Source organism: Aeromonas intestinalis (assembly GCF_054052485.1).
Window position 1 is genome coordinate 1 of sequence record NZ_JBSTYK010000051.1, and the last position, 267, is coordinate 267.

1 protein-coding gene is annotated in these 267 nt (G+C 64.8%); it reads right to left on the minus strand.

Translation table 11 applies throughout. From position 1 onward, the window contains the following. A partial coding sequence (locus ACW5W7_RS21360; RefSeq protein ID WP_456503006.1) for a hypothetical protein occupies nt 1-267 on the minus strand: 267 nt, incomplete at both ends.

The following is a 267-nucleotide window of genomic DNA, read 5'->3' on the forward strand; positions in this document are numbered from 1 at the left end:
GCAGGGTCACCGTCAACACCAGGGTGCCGCTTGCCGTCACCGCCTGGAAGCTGTGGCCGTTGCTGCCCGGCACTTCCTGCCAGGTGAGCGTTTCACCGTTGTGGGTGATGGGGTTGCCGCTGGCATCGACTACCTGGCCAGAGAGGGTCAACCGCACATCCACCACGGGATCCGAATCCGCCTTGATGGTCAGGGTGCCGCTTGCGTGTTGATCGTCGCCGGTCTGGTTGCTCGCGGCGCCATCGAAGCGACCCTCAGACAGGGTCA